This window comes from Sulfitobacter sabulilitoris, from assembly GCF_005887615.1.
Lineage (GTDB): Bacteria > Pseudomonadota > Alphaproteobacteria > Rhodobacterales > Rhodobacteraceae > Sulfitobacter_E > Sulfitobacter_E sabulilitoris.
Genome location: NZ_VANS01000002.1, coordinates 714,235 through 735,489, shown reverse-complemented (window position 1 = coordinate 735,489; position 21,255 = coordinate 714,235). Strand labels below are relative to the sequence as shown.

The window sequence follows — 21,255 nt, the reverse complement described above, 5'->3', positions numbered from 1 at the left end:
GGCCTTTTATGTTCCGCCTCGCGCTCCTTGCCCTTGTCCTGTCCGCTTCTCCCGCGTTGGCGCATCACCCGTTGGACGGGCTGCCGATGCAGACCTTCGGGCAGGGGCTGCTGTCCGGCGTCGGGCATCCCATTCTGGGTCTTGATCACCTGTTTTTCGTCGCCGTTGCCGGTATCGCCGCCCACGTCGCGCGGGCGCCGCTGATCGGCGTACTGGGCTATGTCCTCAGCATGCTTGCCGGGTGCATGATCGTCGCGTCGGGCGCGGCATTTCCGCTGCAAGAGGCGGTCATCGCACTGTCGCTTCTGGTGGTCGGCGGGCTGCTTGCGTTGGGACGGGTTCCCACGCCCAGGGTGCTGATCGCGCTGCTGGCCGGGTTCGGCCTGTTTCACGGTGCCGCGTTTTCCGACGGCATCGCCGGACAGGAAGGCGGCGCATCGCTTCCCGTTCTGCTGGGATATCTTGCCGGTCTGGCCGTGACCCAGGCGGCAATCGCCTGTATCGCCGGGGCCTTGACCGCGCGGGCCACGCGGATGGCGGCGCAACTGACGGGTGCAATGGCGGGCGGTGTTGGGCTCTATCTCATGCTCGACATGGCAGAAGGGGTTCTTGTGCGCGCCCTGATCGGCGCCTAGCCGACCACTTCGCACCGGTACGACACAGCGCGCCCCGGCAGGTATCCGTTGCCGACCGCCAGCGGCGCACAGGCATAGCTTTGACCGGGCGCAAGACTGGGCGGAGGGGTCTTTCCGCATTCCAGCAACCCTGTGGCCAGAGCCTGATCGCCGCGCACTTCGGTCACTTCGCAGCCGCTGACCTGCTCTATCGCCTGTTTGGCGCGGCCTGCGATGGGGCCGAACCGCGGCGCGTATTGCGGATTGACCCGCAGCGCTTCGGCCAGCCGATCGCGCACACGAACGTCGAATGTAGACCCGTCAACTGTCACGCGGGTCGCATCCAGCCCCCGAAAATGCGGGCCCGGCGTATTGCACGCGGCCAAGGCGCAGCACAGCAGGATCAAGATCAAACGCATGCGGCCAACCTGCGCTCGGCATGGTTAACAAAGCGTTACCGCCGCGAAATCCCCGAACCCTGTTGCCCGCCTGACGATCCGGTCATATATTTTGACCAATTCAGGAGTAGCTATGCCCTTTCGCCCCGTTCAACCCGAAAAACTGTCTTCTGCCGTGATCCGCCAGATCGAACAGTTGATCCTCCGCGGTATCCTGCGGCCGGGCGAACGCCTGCCGCCAGAGCGGGATCTGGCCGACCGTCTGGGCGTGTCGCGGCCGTCGCTGCGCGACGCCATCGGCAGCTTGCAGGATGACGGGCTGCTGGCTGCGAAACCGGGGGCGGGCGTTTATGTCGCCGATGTTCTGGGATCGGCCTTTGCGCCCGCGCTCATCCGTCTGTTCGCCCGCCATGACGAGGCGGTGTTCGACTACCTGTCGTTTCGCCGCGACATGGAGGCCCTGGCGGCGGAGCGTGCGGCGCGACTGGCCTCCGACACCGATCTCAAGGTGGTTCAGACCGTGTTCGACAAGATGCAGAGAGCCCACGACAAACGCAGCCCGGAGGACGAGGCGCGGCTCGATGCGCAATTCCACATGGCCATCATCGAAGCCAGCCACAACGTGGTGATGCTGCACATGATGCGCTCGATGTACGATCTGCTGCGCGAGGGCGTGTTCTACAACCGTCAGGTCATGTTCAAACAACGCACGGCCCGCGCCACCTTGCTTGATCAGCACGGCGCCATCAACGACGCGCTGCAGGCGCGCGATGCCGATGCCGCACGCACGGCAGTCACGGCGCATCTGGATTTCGTTGAAAAATGCCTGCACGACCAGATCAAGGCGGAACGCAATGAAGACATCGCGCGCCAGCGGCTGGATCACGAAACCGGCGTGTGATCCGCGCTACCGTCCAGCGCCGAACAGCCGCAGTTTGACTGCGTCAAGGGCGACCCGCGACATCCGCAGCAATGCCGGGTCATCCGCATCAAGCCCCGGAAACTGTGCCTCCGCCTCCTCGCGGGAGCGCACCAGCAGCGGGAGATCGCGGAACCGGTCGATCGGCGCAGACATTCCTTGGATCAAGGCGGGGCGATGCCGTTCGATCGCCGCCAGCATCTCGGCGTGATATGCCTCGATGTCCTCTGACCGCTGACCGGTGCGGATCCGGAATGCACCCAGCCGCGTCTTGACCGGGATCAGCCGCGCATGGGCAAAGAACCGCAGCCACAGATCGCCGTCCACCGCCAGCCTCAGGTCTTCGTTGAGCGCGCCACCGGCCTTGTCCCAAAGGCTTCGGCGCCAATAGCAGGATTCCTGCTGCACCCACTGATAATCCCCGGCCAGGAAACGTCGTGCGGAATGCGGACGCGGCGCGGGCGACATGCGGATCTTGTCCGTCTCGTCGATGATCGTCGAATTTCCGACGATCCAGTCGATATCGCCGTATTGCGCAAAGATCCTGCCGACCTTGGACAGGCCCCCCGGCATCAGCATATCGTCGGAGTTGATCCAGCTCAGTATCTGCCCGGTCGCCTTGGCAAAGCCTTTGTTGATGGCGTTTGCCTGCCCGGTGTCGGGGCCCCAGATGACATGCGAAAAACTGGCCCTGTGCCGCTCGATGATCTCCAGCGATCCGTCGGTGCTGCCACCATCGACCATGATCAGGTCAAGCTTGGGATAGGCCTGCGCCAGTACGGATCGGATCGTGCGCTCGAGGAAACCGGCGCAATTGAGATTCGGGATGACGACGCTTATCGTTGGCCATTCGCGCATGAAATGCTTTTGCCCCTCTCGGCGTAGCGTGCAGTGTGGCGTTGCGAACCCGTGGGTCAAGACCACCAGGCCCTCAAACGCAAAATGCCGGACCGGTTGTCCCGATCCGGCAGAGTATTCCTGCGTCAGCGTCGTGTGGCGCCGGCGTCAGTGCAGCTTGGCTTCGACGACCGCAATGGACTCATCGATCAGGTTGTTTGCGTCCGCCGCCGTCATCTGCTTGGCGATGACGTCACGCGCGGCGGCGATTGCGATTGTGATCGACTGATCACGCACATCCCTGATCGCCGCGGCCTGTGCGCTGTCGATCTGTTCCTCGGCGGCGGCAATGCGACGCTCCAGCGATTTGGCCAGATCCGCACGCGCTTGCTCGGCGGCGGTTTCGGCTTCCTGCTTGGCCGCGGCCACAATGCGGTCCGCCTGATCCTGCACGTCTTTTTGCTTGCGCTCATAGCTTGCCAGCAGGGTCTGCGCCTCTTCACGCAGCGACCGGGCTTCGTCCAGTTCGGATTTGATGCCCTCCGCACGCTTGTCCAGCATCCCCGCCAGCAGCGTGGGCACCTTGAAGTAGAACAGGACACCGACGAACAGGATGAACGCCAGCAACACGATGAAGTCCGTGTTTTTCAGCGAAAAGAACGGGCCGGTCGCGGCCAGCGCCGGGCTTGCCATCAGGGAGGACGTACCCGCGGCAAGCACAAGACCTTTGATCATACGCATGTCGCTTATCCTTTCAGGCGGGAGTCAACGGCGGCGTTGACCGTTTTCGCGTCGGGCTTGCCACCCAAAGCGGACACGATTTCCTTGGCCGTGTCGCGCGCCACGATCTTTACGTTTTCCATCGCGCTTTCGCGGATTCCCGCGATTGCCTTTTCGGACTCGGCCGATTTCTCGGCAATCTGCGCATCGGCCCGTGCGATGGCCGCGTCCAGATCGCTCTGGATGTCGGCCTTGGCCGCGGCGATGATCCGCTGCGCTTCCATCCGTGCGTCGGCCAGCGCCTTGTCGTACGCGGCCTCGGCCTGCAGCGCCTTGGCCTTCAGGTCTTCGGCAGCGGCGATGTCGTTGGTGATCGTGCCCTGTCGTTCGGACAGAACCGATGCAATGCGCGGCAACGCCATGCGCGACAGCACAAAGTAGATGGCGGCCAGCGCCACAAGCAGCCAGAAAATCTGGTTGCCAAAGGTAGAGAAGTCCAGCTGCGGCATGCCGGGGGCAGAGGCGGCAGCGGCGTCGCTGTGCGTTTCAGTTGCCATGTCGGTCTCCAATCAAAACGAACCGTTACACCGGGCGGTTCGCATATCGCGGACCGCCCGACCGTAAGGACTATGCTTTGAGAGGCTTAGACGGCGAACATCAGCAGCAGAGCGACGAGGAACGAGAAGATCCCCAAGGCTTCTGCAAACGCGATGCCGATGAACAGGGTCGCTGTCTGACCGGCTGCTGCCGAAGGGTTGCGCAATGCGCCGGCAAGGAAGTTGCCTGCCACGTTGCCCACACCGACCGCCGCGCCGCCCATGCCCATGCATGCCAGACCCGCGCCGATGTATGCGCCCATTTGTACGATATCGCCTTCCATTGGTATTCTCCTTACGATGGAATTGAGGGGATGAAGAGACGGGCGTTGTGCCCGCCGTTGTCAGTGATGCGGATGCAGTGCGTCCTTGAGGTACACACAGGTCAGGATCGTGAACACGTAGGCCTGGATAAAGCTCACGAGCACCTCGAGACCGTACATCGCGGTGATTGCAATTACCGAAAGAGGCGCGATGGCCGCGATGGCTGCGAAGCCCGCGAAAACCTTGATCACGGCGTGACCGGCCATCATGTTGCCCGCCAGACGGATGGAGTGGCTGACCGGACGCACGAAGTAGGAAATGACCTCGATCAGCGCGAGAATAGGACGCAGCGGCAGCGGCGCCGAAGACACCCAGAACAGCCCCAGGAACGATGCGCCGTTCTTGACGAAGCCCAGAATGGTCACGCCGAAGAACACCGCGAAGGCCATCAGCGCCGTGACGGCGATATGGCTGGTGGGGGTGAAGGCCATCGGCAGCAGGCCGAGGAAGTTGGCAAAGACGATGAACATGAACAGCGTCATGATATAGGGGAAATACTTGACGCCATCCTTGCCGCAGATGTCCTCGACCATCTTGTAGATGAAACCATAGGCCAACTCTGCGACCGACTGCACCCGGCCCGGAACGACCGACCGCTTGGACGTGCCCAGCACCAGCAACGCGAACACCGCCAGAACCGCCAGCGCCATCCACAAGGTGGCGTTCGTCGGGGTGTACCAGTTCACTGCGTCACCGCCGAACAGCGGCTTGATGATGAACTGATCCATCGGGTGGAATTCCAGCCCGCCGCCTTCGCCTTGTGTCTCTGTCGCCATCTCAGGGCCCCTTCGCTAGCCCTTGCGGGCGTCGTTGTCTTTCTCGTCGGCCATGTCGGCCAACTTCTTCTCCTGGATTTCCTGCGCAGACCGGAGCATCGTCTTGATCCCCGCCGCAAGGCCCAGCAATGTAAAGAGCACCAGAAAGATCGGGAGCGTCCCGAGCAGGCTGTCGAGCCCGTATCCGATGCCGAAACCGATCCCGAGACCGGCCACAAGTTCGATCACCATCCGCCAGGCCAGATGCGCCTGGGAGTAGTGTTCATCCGCCCGGGGCTTGGGCTCTTGCAGCTTGCGCGCCGCAGCGATCTTTGCCTCAAGCTGCTCGAGCTGCCGCTTCTGGTCTGGATCGGTCACGCCGCTGGCCCCCGTGGGATGCGTTGCTGATGTGCTATTGCGCGCCGCGATCAGAGTCAACCGCGCACGCCCATTTGCGAAAAAGGGGTCAATGCATTGTAATCAGTAATTTTTTTACGAAACAGGGTCTGATGGACGATGGGCACCAAAGGGTTTAGGCGGGACTGATCCCATGAATTGCTTATTCAACCATTCGGTTGACGATTGCCGATCGACAGGGCAATGGCAAAGACATGACAGGAAAACTCGATCAGGTCTTTGCGGCGCTTGCCGATCCGACGCGTCGGGCGATCCTGAGCATGTTGTTGGAAGATGACATGGCCGTGACGGATGTGGCCCACCCGTTCGAGATGTCGCTGGCCGCGATTTCAAAGCATCTCGGCGTTCTGACGTCGGCCGGGCTGATCAGCCAGGAAAAGCGGGGCCGCGTCAAATGGTGCAAGCTGGAACCTGACGCGCTGCGGGGCGCGTCAGTCTGGATGCAGGGCTTTGGACAGTTCGAGCCGGTCAATCTTGACGCGTTCGAGCGTTTTCTCGCGGTGGAATTGTCGGGCCCGGTCATGCCGCCAGAGGCTGGCGAATGACATCGACGGTTCGTCGGGGTGCTTAGATGATCCCGAAGGCGAACCGCAAAATCGCAAGTACGACGACGACAAGTCCGACAAGATAAATGATGCTGCGCATGGTATTGGTCCCTCGATTAAGTTTTATGCGATCTTAACCCGCCGGTCGGCTGTTTTGTTCCGTCCTGCCGCACGGTGTCGTCGCGCAGCAACAGCCAAAGCGCCACGCAGGTAAGCGCCACACCGACAAAGATCACCGGGCCCGGCGCGCCGTGACCCAGCGCCAGTTCCCACAAGACCACCCAGCTGGGCGTCAGGTAAGTATAGGCCATCACCTTGGCACTGGGCAGCCGCATGGCCGCGTATTGAAGCAGCACAAAGGTCGCGGCACTGGCAAAAAACGCGACGTACAAAAGCGCGATCCACACCCGCGCGGGCAGGTTGGCCCAATCCGTTGCCACGATGTCCGACCAGCCATACACCGTCAGCAACAGCCCTCCCGCCATCAGCATTCCAAAGGTAAAGACCACCGCCGGTTCGCCTCGGTTCAGCTTTCGCACCATCGGTGTATAGAGCGCGTGGCTGATGCATCCGACGAAAAAGATCATCTCACCGCGTCCGACCTCGAACGCCAGCAGTGCCGACAGATCCGCGCGAAAGATCACCCAGAGCGCCCCCGCCGCCCCGATGGTCAGCGCCAGCGCCATGCGCGGGGTCGTCACCTGGCGGAGCAGAAGCCATCCGAACAGCCCCGACATCAACGGTGTCAGGGTGAATACGGCGGCGGCACTGACCGGGACGGCGGTCTTGAGCGCTTCGAACATCAGCACGAAGTAGATGCCGAAAACCCCGCCCATCACGATGTACCGCCAAGGTGCCGCGAAGGCGCGCCGGGGCAGACCGGTCGTGGCCAGCGCGGCCACACCGATCACCGCGCCCGCGATCCAGAACCGCGCAGCGTTCAGCGCGGCGGGTGCGATGTCGTTGGCCACCAACGCACCCAGCGAAAACGATCCCGCCACCAGCGCCGAAAACGCCAGCATCGCCAGATGCCCCTGCATCTGGTCGCGGATCACGCGTCCCAGTCTTTCGCGTGCGATTTCAGGAACGCCAGGAATGTCTGCACCTTGGTGGTGCGGTGCAAATCGACATGCGTCACCAGCCATAGCGGGGCGGACCAGTCCTTTTGCCGCTCGTACATCTCGACCAGGTCGGGATTGGTCTGCGCCTCCATCACCGGCAGAAATCCGATGCCGGCCCCCGCCAGGATGGCCGCGGTCAATGCCCGCACATCCGTGCTGCGAAATGTCAGCGAGGTCAGCGGCACGTTTGCACGCAGCCACCGCTCGAACGGTGCGCGGCTGCTGTCGCTGTCATGGCCGACGAACCGATGCCCCGACGCCTCCGAAATGTCATCCAGCGCCCCGTGCGTCTTGATGTAGTCCTTGGTCGCATAAAGCCCCATGCGCTCGTGAAAGAAGGGCTGCACCACGTTGTCGGGCTGCTCCGGGGCGGCGCCGGCGCGAATGGCGACATGCGCCTCGCCGTATTCCAGCCGGAACAAGCGCTCGCCGGTCAGGTATCGAACGATCAGACCGGGGTGGTCGTGCTGAAACTCCGCCAGCAAAGGCGCCAGCCGCGGCGCCAGCGACACCAGCGACGTCACCACCAGATCGCCCGAGACATCAGTGCCGTGCCCCTTGATCCGGCCGACAAGCTGGCTGAACTGATCGTCGGTCGCCTGCGCCACCCGCAAGAGATCCTCGCCCGCCTCCGTCGCCGTGTAGCCGCGCGCGTGACGCTGGAACAGCTTGACGCCCAGCCGCCCCTCCAGCGCGTCGATGTGGCGGATCACGGTGGCGTGGTGCACGCCAAGAACCTCCGCCGCGCCACTGACCGTCCCCATGCGCGCCACCTGGTAGGCGGTCTTGATCTCGTCCCAGTTGTCCATCGTGCTCCCCATGTGCGAATTCCCACAGATCATGTTGGTTTTCGCCGATTGCGTTTGTTTTTGCAAATGCCATCTCTCTATCCGACACCACCACGATCCCCCTGAACGCCACAAGGAAAAACATATGACCCGCACCATTCTGCATATCGACAGCTCCGCCCGGACCGAAGGGTCCGTCTCGCGCGATCTGACCGCCAGCATCGTCGTCAAGCTGGGCGGCGACGTCATCCGTCGCGACCTGAAAGACGGCCTGCCGCAGGTCAGCGAAACGTGGATCGGCGCCAATTTCACGCCGGCCGCGGATCGCACGCCCGAACAGGCAGAGGCGCTGGCCTTGTCGGACACGCTGATCGACGAGTTGAAGCGCGCCGACACCATCGTCATCGGCGCGCCGATGTACAATTTCACGATCACCGGCGCGCTCAAGGCCTGGGTCGATCTGGTCTGCCGCGCGGGCGAGACGTTCAACTATACGGAAAACGGCCCCGTGGGCCTGTTGAACGGCAAGCGCGCGGTGATCGCAGTGACCACAGGCGGTGTTCCTGTCGGATCCGACATGGACCACCTCACCGGTTACCTGCGTCAGATCATGGGCTTCATCGGAATTACCGATGTCGATGTCGTCTTTGCCGACAAGATCATGGCCGAGACGGATCATGCCGTCGCGCAGGCCAACGCCCAGATCGACAAGCTTGCCGCCTGACGTCATGGCGCAGGCGCGGGCAGGCGGCTACGGCCCCCTGCCCGCGCTTGACTCGCCGCGCGTCCGCCGGTAATCAGCCCCAAATCTCCGGAAGCATCACGCCTTCCGGTCCCTGAACCGTTCAGGGATCGACCCCCACCAGCGAGTTTCGCCCGTGGGGGCATTTGTGTATTCGCGGTCCGGCCCCTAAATAGGCCCTATCCCGCAACCGATCAGAGGGGGCCATGGCCCATGTTTGAGAACCTGTCAGATCGCCTCTCCGGCGTTTTCGACCGCCTGACCAAGCAGGGCGCGTTGAGCGACGACGATGTGAAAACAGCGCTGCGCGAGGTTCGCGTGGCCCTGCTCGAGGCTGACGTGTCGCTGCCCGTGGCGCGCGATTTCGTCAAGGCCGTGCAGGAAAAGGCGACCGGACAGGCCGTCACCAAATCCGTCACCCCGGGCCAGCAGGTCGTCAAGATCGTTCACGACACCCTGATCGACGTCCTCCGGGGCGAGGGCGAGCCCGGCGCGCTCAAGATCGACAACCCGCCCGCTCCGATCCTCATGGTCGGGCTTCAGGGGTCGGGCAAGACAACGACCACCGCGAAACTGGCCAAGCGCCTCAAGGACCGCGACGGCAAGCGCGTGCTGATGGCCTCGCTCGACGTGAACCGCCCTGCCGCGATGGAACAACTCGCCATTCTGGGGAAACAGATCGGCGTCGATACGCTGCCCATCGTCAAGGGCGAAGATCCCGTCCAGATCGCCAAACGCGCCAAGACGCAGGCGGCGATGGGCGGCTATGACGTCTATATGCTCGACACCGCGGGCCGGCTGCACATCGACGCGGACCTGATCGCGCAGGCCGCCGCCGTGCGCGATGTGGCCAACCCGCGCGAAACGCTGCTGGTCGTCGATGGCCTGACCGGTCAGGACGCGGTGAACGTCGCCACGGAATTCGACGACAAGATCGGCGTGACCGGCGTTGTGCTGACCCGGATGGACGGCGACGGGCGCGGCGGTGCGGCGCTGTCGATGCGTGCCGTGACCGGCAAACCGATCAAGTTCGTCGGCCTTGGCGAAAAGATGGACGCGATCGAGACGTTCGAGCCCGAGCGCATCGCGGGCCGCATCCTGGGCATGGGCGACATCGTCGCGCTGGTGGAAAAGGCGCAGGAAACCATCGAGGCCGAACAGGCCGAAAAGATGATGCGCCGCATGGCCAAGGGTCAGTTCAACATGAACGACCTCAAGATGCAGCTAGAGCAGATGCTCAAGATGGGCGGCATGGAAGGCGTGATGGGCATGATGCCCGGCATGGGCAAGATGGCCAAGCAAGTGCAGGACGCTGGCTTTGACGACAAGGTGCTCAAGCAGCAGATCGCCCTGATCCAGTCGATGACCAGGAAAGAGCGCGCCAACCCGCAGCTGTTGCAGGCCAGCCGCAAGAAGCGCATCGCCAAGGGCTCGGGGATGGAGGTTTCGGACCTCAACAAGCTGATGAAGATGCACCGCCAGATGTCCGACATGATGAAAAAGATGGGCAAGATGGGAAAGGGCGGCATGCTGAAACAGGCCATGAAGGGCATGTTCGGCAAGGGTGGCGGCCTGCCCGGCGGCATGGACCCCAGCCAGATGGACCCCAAGGCGCTGGAAGCGGCAGCCAAGCAGATGGGCGGCAAGCTGCCCGGTGGCTTGGGCGGCATGGGTGGCGGCGCGGGCCTGCCGCCTGGTCTGTCGGGATTTGGCAAGAAGAAGTAAAATGATCCCGATCCCCACCATAACCACCGAACGGCTGGTCCTGCGTGCCCCCTGCGCCCATGACCACGCGCCCTTTGCCGCTTTCTATGCGTCAGAGGCAGCGCAGTTCGTGGGCGGGCCGATGCGCGACTTCGAGGTCTGGCGCTACATGGCGGAGGTGATCGGCCACTGGCAGTTGCGCGGTTTCGGGCGGTGGATGGTGGAACGCAAGGACCGGCCCGGTGCCATCGGGCTTGTCGGCCTGCATGCTCCTCTCGATTGGCCCGAGCCCGAAGTGGGCTGGATGCTCTGGGACGGCAACGGTCGCGGCTATGCCGCCGAAGCCGGCCGCGCGGCCCGAAGCCATGCCTACGGCAAATTGGGCATGCGCACGCTGATCAGTTCGATCGCGCCGGGAAATGCCGCGTCGATCCGCGTCGCAGAAGGCCTTGGCGCCACACTGGAGCCCGACCCCTTCGAGCATCCCAAGTTCGGCACGATGAGCGTTTATCGCCACCCGGCACCGGAGGCGCTGGCATGAGCGTGGCCATCCCCGTCCTTGAAACAAGGCGGCTTGTCCTGCGTGGACCCGAGCCCGAGGATTACCCCGACTTCAAGGCCACCTTCTCGAGCTATCGCGCCCGCTTCATGGGGGGGCCGCTCAATGCCTACGAGGCGTGGATGCTGTATGCCGCCGAAATCGGCCACTGGCAGATCCGCGGCTACGGCATGTGGATGATCCACGACCGTGACACCGGCCGGACCTACGGCATGGCGGGCGGCTGGAAGCCGGCGAAATGGCCGCAGAAAGAACTCGCCTGGGTCATCTGGCCCGATGCGGCGGGCAAGGGCTACGCGCTCGAAGCGGTGCACGCCGCGCGCGCGCACTACTATGCCCAAGGCTGGGACGGCGCGGTCAGCTACATCGACCCCAAGAACCTCGACAGCATCCGGCTGGCCGAACGGCTTGGCGCCGTGCGCGATGTGCAGGCCGAACCGGTCGATGGCAACGACGTCGTGTACCGCCATCCCGCACCGGACGATCTGGCGGGTACGCAGCTATCGCATGGCATCGAGATGGAAATCGGCCATTACGCCGATCCGCTCTTCAAACCGAAAGGATGGGCCCTTGACTGATACCGCCGCTCGCGCCGCAGAGGTGCTCAAGGATCATCGCGACAGCATCGACCGTCTTGATGCGATCCTTGTCTATACCCTGGGTGAGCGGTTCAAGCACACCCAGGCGGTGGGCAAGCTCAAGGCGGCACACGACCTTCCCCCGTCCGATCCGGCGCGCGAAGCCGCGCAGATCGAACGGCTCGAAGATTTGGCGAACCGGGCCGATCTGGACCCGGAATTCGCCAAGGCCTTCCTGAATTTCATCATTCGGGAAGTCATCCACCACCACGAGAAACACCAATCCTGAGGCGGGCCCAAGCGCCCGCCGACCACATGACCTTAAAGGAGAATATCACATGGCCATGAAAATTCGTCTCGCCCGCGGCGGTTCCAAGAAGCGCCCGCACTATGCCATCGTCGCCGCCGACAGCCGCATGCCGCGCGACGGTCGCTTCATCGAAAAGCTGGGCACCTACAACCCGCTGCTGCCCAAGGACAGCGAAGAGCGCGTCAAGATGAACGCGGAGCGCATCGAATACTGGCTGGGTCAAGGCGCACAGCCGACCGACCGCGTGGCCCGTATGCTCGAGGCGGCCGGCATTCGTGAAAAGACAGAGCGCAACAACCCCAAGAAGGGCGCACCCGGCAAGAAAGCGCAAGAGCGCGTCGAAGAGAAAGCCGCCAAGGCAGCCGCAGCCGCCGAAGCCGCGAATGCCCCCGCCGAAGAGGCATCGGCGGAGTAATCCGGCCGCAGGATATCCTGCGGGGGGCCCTCGTCCCTTTGCGGAACGCCTGGAACATACAGCGCGGCGGCCCCAGACCGGGCCCCGCGCGACCCCGTCCAAAGGGCCGGCACGCACCGATACCGTATTTTCGTGCAGCACCCCTTTGCCTTGACCGGGCCAAGCCCCTATCACTGACATCAGAACACGAAACCAAGGCAAGGCGCGCGCCCCGCCCCTGCCCCAGCCTTATCGGTGGTCTTTCATGCTGCGCCTGATCCTTGTCGTCATCCTTGTCGTCATCCTTGTCGTCGCCGCCTTTTTCGGCGGCATCCGCTATGAACAAAGCACGACCCGTGCCGAATGCACCGCCGGTGAGGGCGAGTGGACCGGCACGATCTGCATCGGATCGGAGTTGGCGCAATGACCGCGGCGAAATCGGCGGACAAGGTCTGCGTCGGGGCCATCGGCGGCTCGTACGGCGTGCGTGGCGAATTGCGGATCAAAAGCTTTTGCGCCGTGCCCGAAGACATCGAAACCTATAGCCCGCTCAGCACCGAGGACGGCACCCAGAGTTTCGCGCTGGCGCTGATCCGACCGATCAAGAACGGGTTTGCCGCGCGCATCGCCAGCGTCACGACCAAGGAACAGGCCGACGCGCTGAAGGGCGTGCAACTGTTTGCCGACCGCGATCAGCTGCCGTCGCTGCCGGACGACGAATATTACCACGCGGACCTGATCGGCCTGCGGGTGTTCGACACCGGGGGCACCGAACTGGGCACCGTGAAATCCGTCCAGAACCACGGTGCCGCCGATCTGCTCGAGGTTCAGATCCCCGACAGCTCCACGACGGTCTTCCTGCCATTCACCGTCGCCGCCGTACCCACCGTGGATCTGGCGACGGGGCGCATCGTGGCGGACCCGCCCGAAGGGCTGTTCTAGCGATGCCGCGGGCCGTTGTGATTCACGCAGGGTTTCACAAGACCGGCACGACAAGCGTTCAAAACATGCTGCGCGCCAACCGCGCAGCGCTTCGCCCCGGTCTGCGCATCGTGCTGCGCCCCGCCATGGTCGCCCTGTGCGAAGCCGCACGCGCCTATTCCGTCAGCCAAAGCCAGGTCGACCTGGGGCTGGTGCGGTTCGAGGCCGCAGAGCTTTCGCAAAGCTGGGGCGACGGCCCGGAAACCGTTCTGATGTGCTCCGAAGACCTGTCGGGCCACATGCCGGGGCGACGCGGGCTCAGGACCTATGCCGCCGCGCCGGCGCTGATGCGGGCAATGACCGACAGCATCACCGCCGCGCAGCCGGATGTCGCGGTCACCGTCGTCTTCACCACCCGCGCGCCCGAGGCATGGCTTGCCAGTTGCTTTTCGCAGCATGTCCGCGCAACCCGCATGACGCAGACCGCCGCGCAATACGCCCGCAGCTATCGCGCCTCTGCCGATCTGTCCGCAATTGCCGATGACGTCCGCACGGCGCTGCCTGCCCACACGGTCGATCAGATCGCGCTGGAGGACTGCGCGCAATCGCCGCTTGGCCCACTTGATCCGCTGCTGCGCATCGCGGGTGTTCCCGAAGGGTCGCGTGAGGCTCTGACCGCCCTGCCACCCGCCAACACCGCCCTGCCCCCCGACGACCTGGCGGCGCTATTGGCGATCAACCGGTCGGTCGGCACGGACGCCGAAGTGAAAGCCGCGAAACGGGCGTGGCGCGGGCGGATGTCCTGATGCCCCGCCGGATCGTCCTGCACGCGGGGTTTCACAAGACCGGCACCACGTCCGTGCAACAGTTCCTGCGGGTGAACCGACGCGCGCTCAAGCCCTGGCTCGCGATCCGGCTCAAGCCGCAGATCAAGCCGCTGCTGCATGCCACGCGCGGCTATTCGACGTGGCGCGATCCGGTGACGCTCGACAAGGCACTGAACCGGTTTTCCAAACTTCTGGACAGCCTGCCGGGTATGCCCAAACGCACGCTCTGCATCTCTGCGGAAGAACTGTGCGGGCACCTGCCGGGGCGCGACGATCTGATGGATTACAGCGTGGCGCCTTCGCTGCTCTACGGGTTTGTCGACCGTGCGCGCGCCGCATTTCCAAACGCAGAGGTGGCGCTTTACTTCTCGACCCGCGCGCCGGGTCCCTGGTTGCACAGCGCCTATTGGGAGCACGTGACATCGTCGTCCATGACCCTGTCGTTCGACGATTTCGTGGCGCAGTACCGCGGCGCCGCCGATCTCGATCATATGGTGGATCTGATCGCGGCCACGGTGCCCTGCCCGACCTACCGCTTCAAGCTCGAAGACAGCAGGACGCTGCCGCTGGGCCCGGTCGACCCACTGCTGGACCTGTGCGATGTGCCGCGCGATCAGCGCGCCGCATTCGTGACCCCGCCGCCCGTGAACACCCGGACCGACCCCGCCGTTCTGCTTGCCCTTCTGGATGCCAACAGGGCATACCCCGACCGCGAGGCCCGCAAGGCCGCGAAAGATGCCATTCTGGCCAAAGCGAGACAGCCATGACCAACCCGCCCCGATCCCATGGCCGCAAGGCGATCCGCCCGACGCTGCAACCGCGCGAACTGATCGAACAGACGCCCGACCTTGCAGGCGTCTGGCAGGCGCGCATCGTCACGCTGTTTCCCGAGGTGTTTCCCGGCGTGCTGGGCGCCAGCCTGACCGGCAAGGCGCTGAGCGACGGGCTGTGGCAATTGCACACCCATGACTTGCGCGCGCACGGGTTGGGCAAACATCGCAACGTCGATGATACCCCCGCGGGCGGCGGCGCGGGCATGGTGCTGCGCGCCGATGTCGTCGGTCCCGCGATCGAGGCGGCGCAGACCCATGCGCGGGGCAACTGGCCCGTTCTCTACATGTCGCCGCGCGGCCCCAGGTTCGATCAGGCGATGGCCCGCGACCTGGCGCGCTGCGACGGTGTGACCATGCTTTGCGGTCGGTTCGAAGGTGTGGACGAACGCGTGCTGGAACACTACGGCGTGCGCGAGGTCAGCCTTGGCGATTTCGTTCTGACCGGCGGCGAGATCGCGGCGCAGGCGATGCTCGACGCCACCGTGCGGCTTTTGCCCGGCGTCTTGGGCAACGCCGACAGCACCGTGGATGAAAGCCACTCCGCCGGTCTGCTGGAGCACCCGCAATACACCCGCCCCGCCGAGTGGCAGGGCCGCGCGATCCCCGAGGTTCTGATGTCGGGCAACCACGGCAAGATCGCCCGGTGGCGGCGCGAGATGGCAGAAAAGCTGACGGCGGAACGCCGGCCCGACCTGTGGGCCAAGCGGCAAGAGCCGACACAGACATAACGCGCTACCAGACGCCCGCCGCGACGCGCGGTTCACCTCACGCCATGCGAGCGGGGCGCAGGCCTAGTCCTGGATGCTTTCCAGATAGGCCAGCAACCCGGCCAGAACCCGCGGTGTCGGCGTCAGGGTGCCGTCGATCTCGACCGGCACAAGATCCTCGGCCATGGCACCTCCGAACTGCGGCATCACGCGCGCCAGATGCCCCTGGGCCGGGTCGCCGTAGATGTAGCTGAGCGCCCGTGCCGCGGGAAACGTGCCGCCGTTCCGGCTGGTCAGCGTCGTCAGGTCCGGCGGCGCGGTCGGCAAGCTTGCGGACAGGGGTCCGTCGCCCCGCCCCTGCATCCCGTGACAGGATGTACAGTTATCGGCAAAAAACGTCCTGCCGTCGGTGTCGTCGGGCATCGACGGATCGGTACAGGCGACAAGCCCGGCAAGGGCCCCAAGCCCCGCAAAAATCTGAAAAGTCGTGTGCATCCTGCCCCCTGCCGGTTATTGTTGCCCCAACATTTTCGGGTTTCGGCACTGGCGCCATGATCCAGATCAAATGGCGGGCAGGCCGGATCCGCCGGGGCAGCCGTGACACCGGCGGCCGCCGCCGACACCAGCCTCTTGATCCGGGCGCGCATCCCGCCTATACCGCGCGAGTTCGGAATCGCTTTTGCGGTTGCGGACCCGTTCGCGTTACGCGGACACACACGACCAAGGAATGACGATGCTACCTTCGGCGGGCCGCTGCGGCTGACCCGATCCACCAACCGAAGCTCTTGGATCGCGCAAATCTTCGTGGGAAAAACCACGAGCATCATAGGAGTAGGTCAGATGAACCTGATCGCACAGATCGAGGCGGAACAGATCGCCGAACTGGGGAAAGAGATCCCCGATTTCCGCGCCGGTGACACCATCCGCGTCGGTTACAAAGTGACCGAAGGCACGCGCACCCGCGTGCAGAACTACGAAGGCGTGTGCATCGCGCGCAACAACGGCAAGGGTATCGCCGGGTCCTTCACCGTTCGCAAGATTTCGTTTGGCGAAGGCGTGGAGCGGAACTTCCCGCTGCATTCGACCAACATCGACAGCATCACCGTGGTGCGCCGCGGCCGCGTGCGTCGCGCCAAGCTCTACTATCTGCGCAGCCGTCGCGGCAAATCCGCGCGGATCGTCGAGAACACCAACTACAAGACGCCCAAGTCGGGCGCAGAGGCGTAAGGACCGAGATCATGAAAGCCGATACACATCCCGAGTACCACATGATCGACGTCAAGATGACCGACGGCACGATCATTCAGATGAAATCGACATGGGGCAAGGAAGGCGACCAACTGTCGCTGGACATCGACCCGACCGTTCACCCCGCGTGGACAGGCGGCACCAGCCGTCTGATGGACACCGGCGGCCGCGTGTCGAAGTTCAAGAACAAGTACGCCGGTCTCGGCTTCTGAGCCGGACCGCGACACAAGACGCTTCTCAGGCGCGGGTTTCGGCCCGCGCCTGTTTCATTTTCAAGGTTTGGTAAGAGATTATGGCGAGACTGCGCAGATCCCGACACGCGCAGAAAGGCCGGTCTCGCATGAATGTCCAGACACCTCCCGCGCGGATCCTGCTGTCGCGCGCGGAGCGGTTGACCCGCAAGGGCGACCGCGTCGCTGCTGCCACGCTCTACCAGGATGTGCTGGACAGATACCCCTCGAACCGCCGAGCCCGCACCGGACTGGCCCGACTGGCACAGGAGGCCGACCAGGCGGATGCGCGCACGCTGCGCCCTGCGGTCGCGTTGTTTCAGTCGGGGCGGATCACCGAGGCGCTGGAGCTGGCCGAACGCATCGCACGGCAAGGCCCCGGATCCATCCCGCTGCTTGAACTCAAGGCCGCCTGCCTGCGCCGGCTGAGCCGCCCGACAGAGGCGATAAAATGCTACGATCGCGCGCTTCAGACCGGCGATACCGCCAGCCTGTGGACGGGCAAGGGCGGCGCCCTGCTTGAGGCGGGCAAGCTGGCGCGCGCCGCCGCCGCCCTGGGACGCGCGACCGCACTGGCCCCTGACGACCCGCTGGCGTGGATGCAGTTGGCGCGCTGCCGTCTGGACATGGGCCAGCCGACCGCGGCGCTGGAGGCGGTCGAAACCGCGCTGATCCATGCGGCCGACGCCCGCGCCGGGGCGGTGCTCCGGGGTCGGATCCTGATCGCTCTGGGCCGTACCGATCAGGCCGAACGCGCGTTGCGCGACGCCCTGCGCGGCGATGCGCAGGATGCTCCCGCGCTCAATGAATTGGCCATTCTGGCCCGCGCGACCGGCGACCGCGACGGTGCCGTGCGCCAGTACGATCAGGCGTTGCGGCTGCTGCCCGATGCCGCCGCGGTGCACCGCAACCTGTCGGAGGTCGCCCGATACACCCCGGACGCGCCCCAGATCGCGACGATGTTGCGGCTTGTCACCGGCCCCTCCCTGGCACCGGGCGACAAGGCGCAGTTGCATTTCGCGCTGTTCAACGCCTTCGATCAACTGGACGAAACCGACCGGGCCTTTGACCATCTGCAACAGGGCAACGCGTTGCGCAAAGCGCAGTTGCACTACGACGTCGGACGCGACAGGCAGTTGATGTCTTGGCTGGCGTCGCTGCGCCTGCCGCCCGCGCCGATGGGCCAGCCCCGGCTGCGACCGATCTTTGTCACCGGCCTGCCCCGATCCGGCACCACCTTGACCGAACACGTTCTGGCCCGCTCGCCCGGTGTGCATCCGGCGGGCGAACTGCCCGTGGTCCAGACCGCCATCGCCCCCATCCTGCGCAGTCTTGAGGCGCAAATGCGATCGCACCTCGACCCCGAAGAGATACTGGCCCTGCAAACCACCCTGCGGCAAGGACTGGCGGATTACGCGGGCGATCACGATGTCATCATCGACAAGATGCCGCTCAACATCCGCTGGGCAGGTTTCTTGCGCGCCGCCCTGCCGGAGGCGCGGATCGTCGTGCTGCACCGCGATCCTATGGCGGTGGGATGGTCGCTTTACCGGCAGTATTTCGGCGGCGGCGGCAACGGGTTCGCCTATGACCTTGGCGATATCGCAAGGTATCAGGGCCTTGTGCGCGGCATGATCGCGCATTTCGACGCGGGACCGGGCGATCCCTTGATCCATCTCGATTACGCCGACCTGACCGCCACGCCGGATGAAACGGCACGTCGGCTGCGCCTTGCCTGCGATCTGAAAGAGCCGGAGCCGCATGACGCGCCCGTCACCCGCCCCATCCTGACCGCCAGCGCCGATCAGGTCCGCGGCCCCATCACCGCCGGTCGCGACAACCAGTGGCGGCGCTATGAAACCGCGCTGTCACCCTTACGCGACGCTTTGAAGGAAACAGGCGGTTTCAGCAACCTGTGACGCTTTCCAAATGTCGCGCCGCAACATATAGTAGCCGCCAATACCGACCGCAGGTTTCGCGGCGGGGATAAAGGGACAGGCTATGGCGCATATTATCGTCGTCGGAAATGAAAAAGGCGGCGCAGGCAAATCGACGGTGTCGATGCACGTGGCCACGGCCCTTGCGCGCATGGGCCACAAGGTCAGCGCGCTGGACCTGGATTTGCGGCAGCGCACATTTGGCCGCTACACCGAAAACCGGATCGATTTTCTGGCCAAGGCAGACCTGGATCTGCCCAGCCCGGACGTGCACGAACTGCCTGAAATCTCGCCCGACAGCCTGCAACCGGGCGAAAACATCTATGACCACCGCCTGTCCGCCGCCGTTGCCACGCTTGAGCCGGACAGCGATTTCATCCTGATTGATTGCCCCGGCAGCCACACCCGCCTGAGCCAGGTCGCCCATTCGCTGGCCGATACGCTGATCACCCCGCTGAACGACAGTTTCGTCGACTTCGACCTGCTGGCGCGCATCGACGCCACGGGCGAGAAGATTCAGGGGCCTTCGGTCTATTCCGAAATGGTCTGGAACGCGCGGCAACTGCGGGCGCAGGCCGGGCTGCAACCGATCGACTGGATCGTTGTGCGCAACCGCATGGGCGCCCAGCGTATGGTCAACAAGGAAAAGATGGAGCGTGCGATTGCCAACCTCTCCAAGCGGATCGGTTTTCGCGTCGCCCCCGGATTTTCCGAGCGTGTGGTCTTTCGTGAATTGTTTCCGCGCGGTCTGACGCTTCTCGACCTCAAGGATATCGGCGTCAAACAACTCAACATTTCCAATATCGCGGCCCGTCAGGAACTGCGCGATCTGGTCAAGGCGCTCAACTTGCCGGGTGTGACGGTCGATTTCTGATCCGCGACCGGCGCAACACGATCAGGTTCGACACCATCAACGCCCCCACGACGATTCCGCCGCCCAGCACCGCATAGCCGCCGGGGTTCTCGCCCACGACGGCCCAGACCAAGAGCGGCGCCAATACCGATTCCAGCAAGACCAGCAACGCCACTTCGGCAGAGGTGATATAACGTGGACCCAAGGCCAGACAGACCGAACTGAGCAGGATGAAACCGCCATGCGCCATCACCAACGGAGCTTGCGCAACGGGCACGGATAACGGGGCCGCCACCGGCGCGATCACAAGCGCCGCCCCCAGATATGCCAGCGCCACACCCGGCACCATCGATACCGCGCGCACATGCCGCGCCGCCGTCAGCCCGGCGGCAAACAACGCCGACACCGCCAGCGCCAGTGCATCGCCCGCAAGACCGGCATTGGCCGCCTCGCCCGATCCATAGGCAATCACCGCCAGCCCCACCATGACCGCCGCCATCGTCAGCAACATGCGCAGGCGGATCGGTTCAGCCAGGAACAGACGGCTGAACACCGTTGCAAAGACCGGCATGGAGGCGATGATGAAAACGACGTTGGCAACCGATGTCAGGCTGACGGCCAGCACGAACAACACCCCGCTGCCGCCGACGCCCAGCATGTAGATCGCACCGTACCGCCCCGTCGCCAGCACCGCGCGAAACGGCGCGCGCCCCTGCACCGCCAGAACGCCCAGCGCCGTCAGCCCGCCCGCCACCAGCAACCGCCAGAAGGCGATGGTCAGCGCGGGCGCTTCGATAAGTCGCACGAACAGCGAATCCGGCACCACGAACAGCACCCCAATCGTGGTGATCAAAAGGCCTTTCAAATGGTCGGTCATGCCGCAGCGGTGACCCGTTTCCGCGTTCAAGTAAAGGCCGCAGGCTCTGCCGCCGCCAGTTTTTCCAATGCGCCGCGCAGCACCGCGGCCTCTCGGTCACTCAACTGGGCGATCAGCGCCGCGTCATAATCCTGCGCCACGCGGCACAGATCGGCATAGGCGGCACGCCCCTGCGCCGTCAGTTCCAGATGCTCGACCCGGCGATCGCCATCGTCGCGCGTGCGGATCAAGAACCGGCGCTGCGCCAGGCGAAACACCGCGCGGCTGATCTTGGTCTTGTGCATCTTGGCCATCCGCCCGATTGCGCTTGCCGTCATGCGCCCGTGGATCCCCAGATGAAACAGCACCCGCCATTCGGCCCGCAACATGCCATATCGCGCCTTGTAGACCTGCTGGAATTCGAGGCTGCTGACCTCGGCCGCCTGATTGAGAAGATACGGCAGAAACTGACGAAGATCGAAAGGAGTGGTCTCGGGCATACCGCGTGCTACCTCTTGTTAG

The 21,255-nt window shown here is 64.3% G+C and carries 30 protein-coding genes; 18 read left to right on the top strand and 12 right to left on the bottom strand.

Annotated features, from left to right (window positions below):
• The first annotated feature begins 8 nt into the window (after positions 1-8).
• Positions 9-635 carry a HupE/UreJ family protein gene (locus FDT80_RS12005; protein ID WP_138662501.1) on the top strand — a complete coding sequence of 209 codons (627 nt, stop codon included), beginning with the start codon at positions 9-11 and terminating at the stop codon, positions 633-635.
• Here FDT80_RS12005 and FDT80_RS12000 read toward each other — a convergent pair.
• The gene (locus tag FDT80_RS12000; protein WP_212733851.1) at positions 632-1,033 is read right to left on the bottom strand and encodes a hypothetical protein; all 402 of its coding nucleotides are present in this window, start codon (positions 1,031-1,033) and stop codon (positions 632-634) included. The two genes, FDT80_RS12005 and FDT80_RS12000, sit on opposite strands and share 4 nt — an antisense overlap.
• 112 nt (positions 1,034-1,145) lie before the next feature.
• Between FDT80_RS12000 and FDT80_RS11995 the strand changes: the two genes are divergently transcribed.
• The gene (locus FDT80_RS11995) at positions 1,146-1,913 is read left to right on the top strand and encodes a FadR/GntR family transcriptional regulator (RefSeq protein WP_138662500.1); all 768 of its coding nucleotides are present in this window, start codon (positions 1,146-1,148) and stop codon (positions 1,911-1,913) included.
• 6 nt (positions 1,914-1,919) lie between these two features.
• Here the strand turns inward: FDT80_RS11995 and FDT80_RS11990 are convergent, their stop codons facing one another.
• From FDT80_RS11990 to FDT80_RS11965, 6 genes are all read right to left on the bottom strand, one after another.
• Entirely contained in the window at positions 1,920-2,789 is an 870-nt protein-coding gene (locus FDT80_RS11990; protein ID WP_138662499.1) for a glycosyltransferase family 2 protein, read from the bottom strand.
• A gap of 147 nt (positions 2,790-2,936) precedes the next feature.
• Positions 2,937-3,509 (bottom strand): F0F1 ATP synthase subunit B, encoded by a 573-nt coding sequence (locus FDT80_RS11985; protein ID WP_246039929.1) that lies wholly within the window; start codon positions 3,507-3,509, stop codon positions 2,937-2,939.
• A gap of 5 nt (positions 3,510-3,514) precedes the next feature.
• Complete coding sequence (locus FDT80_RS11980; RefSeq protein WP_138662498.1) at positions 3,515-4,045, bottom strand: F0F1 ATP synthase subunit B'; 531 nt, start codon at positions 4,043-4,045, stop codon at positions 3,515-3,517.
• Positions 4,046-4,131: 86 nt separating this feature from the next.
• A complete protein-coding gene (locus tag FDT80_RS11975; protein ID WP_138662497.1) occupies positions 4,132-4,368 on the bottom strand; it encodes a F0F1 ATP synthase subunit C in 237 nt (78 codons plus the stop codon).
• 60 nt (positions 4,369-4,428) lie between these two features.
• On the bottom strand, positions 4,429-5,184 hold the full coding sequence (locus FDT80_RS11970) for a F0F1 ATP synthase subunit A (RefSeq protein WP_138662496.1): 756 nt from the start codon (positions 5,182-5,184) through the stop codon (positions 4,429-4,431).
• A 15-nt stretch (positions 5,185-5,199) separates the two neighbouring features.
• Positions 5,200-5,541, bottom strand: a complete 342-nt coding sequence (locus FDT80_RS11965) for an AtpZ/AtpI family protein (protein ID WP_138662495.1) — start codon at positions 5,539-5,541, stop codon at positions 5,200-5,202.
• A gap of 233 nt (positions 5,542-5,774) precedes the next feature.
• Here FDT80_RS11965 and FDT80_RS11960 point away from each other — a divergent pair, with 233 nt between their 5' ends.
• Positions 5,775-6,125 carry an ArsR/SmtB family transcription factor gene (locus FDT80_RS11960; RefSeq protein ID WP_138662494.1) on the top strand — a complete coding sequence of 117 codons (351 nt, stop codon included), beginning with the start codon at positions 5,775-5,777 and terminating at the stop codon, positions 6,123-6,125.
• A 116-nt stretch (positions 6,126-6,241) separates the two neighbouring features.
• Here FDT80_RS11960 and FDT80_RS11955 read toward each other — a convergent pair whose 3' ends face one another.
• Both FDT80_RS11955 and FDT80_RS11950 read right to left on the bottom strand, forming a co-directional pair.
• Positions 6,242-7,177 (bottom strand): DMT family transporter, encoded by a 936-nt coding sequence (locus FDT80_RS11955; RefSeq protein WP_138662599.1) that lies wholly within the window; start codon positions 7,175-7,177, stop codon positions 6,242-6,244.
• On the bottom strand, positions 7,177-8,055 hold the full coding sequence (locus FDT80_RS11950; protein ID WP_138662600.1) for a LysR family transcriptional regulator: 879 nt from the start codon (positions 8,053-8,055) through the stop codon (positions 7,177-7,179). Before FDT80_RS11950 ends, FDT80_RS11955 begins: the two co-directional genes overlap by 1 nt.
• Before the next feature lie 124 nt (positions 8,056-8,179).
• Here FDT80_RS11950 and FDT80_RS11945 point away from each other — a divergent pair, with 124 nt between their 5' ends.
• The 11 genes from FDT80_RS11945 (at position 8,180) to trmD (ending at position 15,630) form a co-directional block, all read left to right on the top strand.
• Positions 8,180-8,758, top strand: coding sequence for an FMN-dependent NADH-azoreductase (locus tag FDT80_RS11945; protein WP_138662493.1), 579 nt, complete (start codon positions 8,180-8,182; stop codon positions 8,756-8,758).
• 231 nt (positions 8,759-8,989) lie between these two features.
• Entirely contained in the window at positions 8,990-10,501 is a 1,512-nt protein-coding gene (gene ffh / locus FDT80_RS11940; RefSeq protein WP_138662492.1) for a signal recognition particle protein, read from the top strand.
• A 1-nt stretch (position 10,502) separates the two neighbouring features.
• Positions 10,503-11,021, top strand: a complete 519-nt coding sequence (locus FDT80_RS11935; protein ID WP_138662491.1) for a GNAT family N-acetyltransferase — start codon at positions 10,503-10,505, stop codon at positions 11,019-11,021.
• Complete coding sequence (locus FDT80_RS11930; RefSeq protein ID WP_138662490.1) at positions 11,018-11,617, top strand: GNAT family N-acetyltransferase; 600 nt, start codon at positions 11,018-11,020, stop codon at positions 11,615-11,617. Before FDT80_RS11935 ends, FDT80_RS11930 begins: the two co-directional genes overlap by 4 nt.
• Positions 11,610-11,906 carry a chorismate mutase gene (locus tag FDT80_RS11925; protein WP_138662489.1) on the top strand — a complete coding sequence of 99 codons (297 nt, stop codon included), beginning with the start codon at positions 11,610-11,612 and terminating at the stop codon, positions 11,904-11,906. The genes FDT80_RS11930 and FDT80_RS11925 overlap by 8 nt, the downstream gene beginning before the upstream one ends.
• A gap of 49 nt (positions 11,907-11,955) precedes the next feature.
• The gene (rpsP, locus tag FDT80_RS11920) at positions 11,956-12,342 is read left to right on the top strand and encodes a 30S ribosomal protein S16 (RefSeq protein WP_138662488.1); all 387 of its coding nucleotides are present in this window, start codon (positions 11,956-11,958) and stop codon (positions 12,340-12,342) included.
• Positions 12,343-12,586: 244 nt separating this feature from the next.
• Complete coding sequence (locus tag FDT80_RS18900) at positions 12,587-12,748, top strand: hypothetical protein (RefSeq protein WP_170311827.1); 162 nt, start codon at positions 12,587-12,589, stop codon at positions 12,746-12,748.
• Positions 12,745-13,263 (top strand): ribosome maturation factor RimM, encoded by a 519-nt coding sequence (gene rimM, locus FDT80_RS11915; protein ID WP_138662487.1) that lies wholly within the window; start codon positions 12,745-12,747, stop codon positions 13,261-13,263. The genes FDT80_RS18900 and rimM overlap by 4 nt, the downstream gene beginning before the upstream one ends.
• A gap of 2 nt (positions 13,264-13,265) precedes the next feature.
• The gene (locus FDT80_RS11910; protein WP_138662486.1) at positions 13,266-14,048 is read left to right on the top strand and encodes a sulfotransferase; all 783 of its coding nucleotides are present in this window, start codon (positions 13,266-13,268) and stop codon (positions 14,046-14,048) included.
• Positions 14,048-14,836 (top strand): hypothetical protein, encoded by a 789-nt coding sequence (locus FDT80_RS11905; protein ID WP_138662485.1) that lies wholly within the window; start codon positions 14,048-14,050, stop codon positions 14,834-14,836. Before FDT80_RS11910 ends, FDT80_RS11905 begins: the two co-directional genes overlap by 1 nt.
• Positions 14,833-15,630 carry a tRNA (guanosine(37)-N1)-methyltransferase TrmD gene (gene trmD, locus FDT80_RS11900; RefSeq protein WP_138662484.1) on the top strand — a complete coding sequence of 266 codons (798 nt, stop codon included), beginning with the start codon at positions 14,833-14,835 and terminating at the stop codon, positions 15,628-15,630. Before FDT80_RS11905 ends, trmD begins: the two co-directional genes overlap by 4 nt.
• 63 nt (positions 15,631-15,693) lie before the next feature.
• Here the strand turns inward: trmD and FDT80_RS11895 are convergent, their stop codons facing one another.
• Positions 15,694-16,104 (bottom strand): c-type cytochrome, encoded by a 411-nt coding sequence (locus FDT80_RS11895; RefSeq protein WP_246039928.1) that lies wholly within the window; start codon positions 16,102-16,104, stop codon positions 15,694-15,696.
• A 345-nt stretch (positions 16,105-16,449) separates the two neighbouring features.
• On the opposite strand from FDT80_RS11895, the gene rplS reads away from it, so the two are divergent.
• The 4 genes from rplS to FDT80_RS11875 all read left to right on the top strand — a co-directional run bounded on the left by rplS (position 16,450) and on the right by FDT80_RS11875 (position 19,898).
• Positions 16,450-16,836, top strand: coding sequence for a 50S ribosomal protein L19 (rplS, locus tag FDT80_RS11890; RefSeq protein WP_138662483.1), 387 nt, complete (start codon positions 16,450-16,452; stop codon positions 16,834-16,836).
• Positions 16,837-16,847: 11 nt separating this feature from the next.
• Positions 16,848-17,069, top strand: coding sequence for a 50S ribosomal protein L31 (gene rpmE / locus FDT80_RS11885; protein ID WP_138662482.1), 222 nt, complete (start codon positions 16,848-16,850; stop codon positions 17,067-17,069).
• A gap of 128 nt (positions 17,070-17,197) precedes the next feature.
• Positions 17,198-19,006: a tetratricopeptide repeat-containing sulfotransferase family protein gene (locus FDT80_RS11880; protein ID WP_170311853.1), complete on the top strand. Its 1,809-nt coding sequence runs from the start codon at positions 17,198-17,200 to the stop codon at positions 19,004-19,006.
• An 82-nt stretch (positions 19,007-19,088) separates the two neighbouring features.
• The gene (locus FDT80_RS11875) at positions 19,089-19,898 is read left to right on the top strand and encodes a division plane positioning ATPase MipZ (RefSeq protein ID WP_138662480.1); all 810 of its coding nucleotides are present in this window, start codon (positions 19,089-19,091) and stop codon (positions 19,896-19,898) included.
• On the opposite strand, the gene FDT80_RS11870 is transcribed toward FDT80_RS11875, so the two are convergent.
• Both FDT80_RS11870 and FDT80_RS11865 read right to left on the bottom strand, forming a co-directional pair.
• The gene (locus FDT80_RS11870; RefSeq protein ID WP_138662479.1) at positions 19,867-20,754 is read right to left on the bottom strand and encodes a DMT family transporter; all 888 of its coding nucleotides are present in this window, start codon (positions 20,752-20,754) and stop codon (positions 19,867-19,869) included. The two genes, FDT80_RS11875 and FDT80_RS11870, sit on opposite strands and share 32 nt — an antisense overlap.
• Positions 20,755-20,780: 26 nt before the next feature.
• Positions 20,781-21,233 carry a MarR family winged helix-turn-helix transcriptional regulator gene (locus FDT80_RS11865; protein WP_138662478.1) on the bottom strand — a complete coding sequence of 151 codons (453 nt, stop codon included), beginning with the start codon at positions 21,231-21,233 and terminating at the stop codon, positions 20,781-20,783.
• Positions 21,234-21,255 lie beyond the last annotated feature (22 nt).